This window comes from Acidisphaera rubrifaciens HS-AP3, from assembly GCF_000964365.1.
Taxonomy (GTDB): Bacteria; Pseudomonadota; Alphaproteobacteria; order Acetobacterales; family Acetobacteraceae; genus Acidisphaera; species Acidisphaera rubrifaciens.
On the sequence record NZ_BANB01000364.1, the window covers coordinates 1 to 4,707 of the forward strand.

2 protein-coding genes and 1 pseudogene are annotated in these 4,707 nt (G+C 70.7%); all 3 read right to left on the reverse strand.

Translation table 11 applies throughout. The annotated features are described in order from the left end of the window. Positions 1-172 precede the first annotated feature (172 nt). Positions 173-1,966 carry a malto-oligosyltrehalose trehalohydrolase gene (gene treZ / locus B8460_RS11175; RefSeq protein ID WP_048861676.1) on the reverse strand — a complete coding sequence of 598 codons (1,794 nt, stop codon included), beginning with the start codon at positions 1,964-1,966 and terminating at the stop codon, positions 173-175. After that, positions 1,959-4,178 carry a 1,4-alpha-glucan branching protein GlgB gene (gene glgB / locus B8460_RS11180; protein ID WP_048861677.1) on the reverse strand — a complete coding sequence of 740 codons (2,220 nt, stop codon included), beginning with the start codon at positions 4,176-4,178 and terminating at the stop codon, positions 1,959-1,961. Before glgB ends, treZ begins: the two co-directional genes overlap by 8 nt. After that, a pseudogene (locus B8460_RS11185) lies at positions 4,175-4,707 on the reverse strand (alpha-amylase); the annotation flags it as partial. The pseudogene B8460_RS11185 and the gene glgB, both read right to left, overlap by 4 nt.

Below are 4,707 nucleotides of genomic sequence, written 5' to 3' on the forward strand. Positions count from 1 at the left end.
CGTGCCCGGGCGAGGCTGTCGGCGGCCTGTGCCTCCGTCGCGGCGGGCAGGTCGAGGGCGGCGAGGACGGCGCGGAGCGTATCGGGCGAGACGTCGCGGACGACGCCGAACGCATCAGTATAGCGCAGGCCCAGCCCGGCGGCATGGGCAAGGGCCTGCACGGCGGCGTCGGTCATGCCGTCTCCTCGGCGAGAAAGGCGACCGCGCTGTGGCCGGGCAGCGCGCCCTCCCGCGTCACGGACGCGAGACGCTCGCCGGTGCCATAAAGCACCTCGCCGGCAGGATGGGTAAAGGCGACCGGCTCCGGCGCGAGGTTGACGGCGATCGTCAGCAGCGCTCCGTCGCCCATGCGCCACGCGGCCTGCACCGCCTTGGGACCGATCACCGCGGCGCCGGCGCTGCGGGCGCCCGGGATGCGCGGCATGACGAAGCGCCGGCGCAGCGCCAGCAGCGCGCGTGTGCGCGCCGATACCGCGTCATGCGGCGGCCGCTCCGCCTCGGCGGGATCGGGGACGGAGGCGGCGAAGGTCGCGGGATCGTTCGGATCGGGGATGCGGTCGCGCTTTGCGGGGTCCTGGAACGCGGCGAAATGCGCGAACTCCCGCCGGCGCCCGTCGCGCACCAGCGGCGCCAGCTCCGCGTTGTGGTCGGTGAAAAACAGGAACGGCGCGGTGCTGCCCCATTCCTCGCCCATGAACAGCATCGGGATCATCGGCGAGAGCAGGAGCAAGACCGATGCCGCATGCAGGGCGTCGGGATCGGCCAGCACCGTTGGCCGCTCCCCGAAGGCGCGGTTGCCGACCTGATCGTGCGTCTGGAGGCTGATGACGAAGGCGGTGGGCGGCAGATGGCCGCTCGGCTCGCCACGCGGCTCGGGCTTGTGCTCTCCCTGCGACCCGGCCGCCGGCGGCGTCTCCCCCTGATAGGCGAACCCCTCGGCGAGCGAACGCGCCAGGAGCGGCGCGGCGTCGCGGAAGCCGGCGTAATAGCCCTCCGTCTCGCCGGTCAGCAGGACGTGCACGCAATGATGCCAGTCGTCGGTCCATTGCGCATCGTAGGGACGCGGCAGGAAGCGGGCCTGGTTGAACTCGTTCTCCAGCACCAGCGCGACATGCCGCCCCGCCGGCAGGGCGGCGCGGATCGCCTGCCCCATCGTGGCGATGAATTGCGGGTCGCGATAGGCATTCACCGCGTCGAAGCGCAGGCCGTCCAGCCGGTAGTCGCGCAGCCACATCAGCGCGTTCTCGATGAAGAAGTCGCGTACCGGCGCCTCGCGGAAATCGATCGCGGCGCCCCAGGGGGTGTGGCGGTCGGGATCGAAGAACGGCTTGGCATAAACATGCAGATAGGCGCCGTCCGGTCCGAAATGGTTGTAGACGACATCGAGCATCACGCCGATGCCGGCGGCATGGGCGGCATCGACCAGCGCCTTCAGCGCCTCGGGCGTGCCGTAGGTCTCATCCGGGGCATAGGGCAATACGCCGTCATAGCCCCAGTTGCGCGCGCCGGGGAAATCGTTGATCGGCATCAATTCGATCATCGTGACGCCGAGTGCCGCGAGACGCGGCAGCTGTGCGCGTATGCCGTCGAAGCCGCCATAGGCGCCGGCGTGCAGCTCATACACCACCGCCTCGTGCCAGGGGCGGCCCTGCCAGCCCTCCGTCGTCCACGCATGGCCGTGCGGATCGACGACGACGCTCCACCCGTGAACGTCGCCGGACTGCCGGCGCGACGCGGGATCGGGCACGGGAAGGCCGCCGAGGCTCTCCGGCAGGCGATAGCGGTAGCGCGTGCCGGCGGGGCAGGGGAGCGTCGTCGCGAACCATCCGTGCGCGTCGCGGGTGAGCGCGATCCCCTCGCGCCCCTCGATCTCCAGGGTCAGCGACGGCGCGTCGGGCGCCCAGATCCGAAAGCGCGTGCCGTCGGGTGTCGGCACCGCGCCCCACGCGGGCAGATGCTCAGCCATGTCGCAGGATCACCGTCGCGAGCGGCGGCAGCAGCAGGCTGACGCTCGCGGGCAGTCCGTGCAGCGGCGCATCCTCCGCCGTCACCGCCCCCGCGTTGCCGAGATTCGAGCCGCCGTAGATCGCCGCGTCGGTGTTCAGGATCTCGTGCCAGACGCCGGCCGCCGGCACGCCGACGCGATAGCCCGGCCGCGGCACCGGCGTCGCGTTGAAGACGACCAGCACCGGCGCCTCGCCCGCCCGCCCGTCGCGCAGATAGGCAAAGACGCTCTGCTCGCGGTCGTCGAGCACCACCCAGCGGAACGCCGCGTCGTCGGCGTCGCGCGTGTGCAGCGCGGGCGTCTGCCGGTAGACGTGATTGAGGTCGCGCACCAGGCGCTGCACCCCGGCATGGGCGGGATCGTCGAGCAGATGCCAGTCGATCTGCCCGTCATGATCCCATTCGCGCGTCTGCGCGATCTCGCCGCCCATGAACAGCAGCTTCTTGCCGGGATGCGTCCACATGAAGCCGAAATAGGCGCGCAGATTGGCGAAACGCTGCCAGGCGTCGCCCGGCATCTTGCCGATCAGGCTGCCTTTTCCGTACACGACCTCGTCATGCGACAGCGGCAGCATGAAGCGCTCGCTGAAGGCGTAGACCAGTCCGAAGGTGATGCTGTCGTGATGCCAGCGCCGATTGATCGGCTCTTCCTGCATGTAATGCAGCGTGTCGTGCATCCAGCCCATGTTCCACTTGTAGTGAAACCCGAGGCCGCCGTCGCGTGGCGATCGCGTGACACCCGGCCAAGCGGTGCTCTCCTCGGCGATCAGCATCGCGCCGGGGCAGCGCGCGTTGACGACGTCCGACAGGTCCTGGAGGAAGGCGACGGATTCAAGGTTTTCCCGCCCGCCGTATTTGTTCGGTATCCACTCGCCCGCCTTGCGCGAGTAGTCGCGATAGAGCATCGACGCGACCGCGTCGACGCGCAGCGCGTCCACGTGGTAATGTTCCAGCCAGTGCAGCGCGCTGCCGATTAGGAAGCCGCGCACCTCGTTGCGCCCCAGATTGTAGATCAGCGTGTTCCAGTCGTAGTGGAACCCCTCGCGCGGGTCGGCATGCTCATAGAGCGCGGTGCCGTCGAAATGCGCGAGGCCGTGCGCGTCGGTCGGAAAATGCGCCGGCACCCAGTCGAGGATGACGCCCACGCCCGCCTGATGGCACGCATCGACGAAGCGCGCGAATTGTTCGGGCTTGCCCAAACGCGCGGTCGGCGCGAACTGACCAAGCGGCTGATAGCCCCACGAGCCGCCGAACGGATGCTCCATGATCGGCAGCAACTCGATATGGGTGAATCCCATCTGCGCCGCATAGGGCACCAGCCGGTCGATCAGCACGTCCCAATCGGGAGCCGCGCCGTCGGGATGCAGCCAGGACTGGGCATGCACCTCGTAGACGCTGATCGGCGCGTCCGGCGCGCTGCGCGCCGCGCGGTCGGCCATCCACGCCTCGTCCCGCCAGCGCCACGGCGTCGTGTCGGCGACGACCGACGCGGTGGCGGGCGGCGCCTCGGCGGCCCAGGCGACGGGATCGGCCTTCAGCGGCAGCAGCCCGCCGTCCGGCGCGACGATCTCGTACTTGTAGAGCGTGCCGACCGGCAGGCGCGGGATGAAGATTTCCCACACCCCCGCGCCGAAGCGCAGCCGCATCGGATGCCGCCGCCCGTCCCAGCGGTTGAACGGGCCGACGACGGAGACGCGGCGCGCATTCGGCGCCCAGACGGCGAAACGCACGCCGGGCACGCCGCCGATCGTCATCGTATGGGCGCCGAGGGTGCGGCCAAGATCGTGATGGCGCCCTTCCGCCAGCAGATGCACGTCGAGATCGCCGAGCACGGGCGGGAAGGCATACGGGTCCTCGGTCTCACGCACGATCTCGCCCACCGTCAGGCGCAGACGGTACGGCGCGTCGCCCTCCAACAGCCCGGCGAAGAAGCCGGCGGGATGCACCTGCTTCAGCCGGGCGCGCACGGCCCCCGTCGCCGCGTCGATCACGCTGACGCTGGTCGCCTCCGGCGCGAAGCAGCGCACAGCGACACCGCCCGTGACGGGATGCGGCCCCAGCACCGCGAACGGGTCGCCGTGGCGTCCGTCCACGATCGCGTCGATCGCGCCCGGGTCGGGCAGGGCGGCCGCGGGGACCAGGGTCTCCGGCGGCACGCTCACCGGCGCGTTCATGACGCCGTCTCCGTCTCGGCCGGCTCGTCGAGCACGCGGCGCGCGATCGCCTGCAGGCCCCGCAGCGGGATGCCGATCCAGGCGGGCCGGTTGGTGACCTCGTAGCGGATTTCGTAGGCCGCCTTTTCGATCAGGAACAGGTCGAGCAGCCCGTCCTCGGTCTCCGGGGCGATCCAGGGCGACGGCGCCTCGGCCAGCACGCCGCGATAGGCGGCGGTGAAGGCGGCGGAGGCCTGATCGAGGAAATGCGGCAGCAGCGCCGCGCGCCGCTCCTCGACGCCCGGCGCGGCCGCGGTGCGTCCCTCGCCGGCGGTCGCCGCCGCATAGTCGAACGAGCGCAGCAGCCCCGCGACGTCGCGCAGCGGACAGCCTTTCGCCCGCCTCTGCTCCATCGGCCGCGCCGGCTCGCCCTCGAAGTCGATGATGAAGGCGTCGCCTTGTACCACGAGCACTTGTCCCAGATGGAAATCGCCGTGCACGCGCGTGCGCAGCGAGCCGGCCCGCGGTGTCGCAGCGCATCGGTCATGCG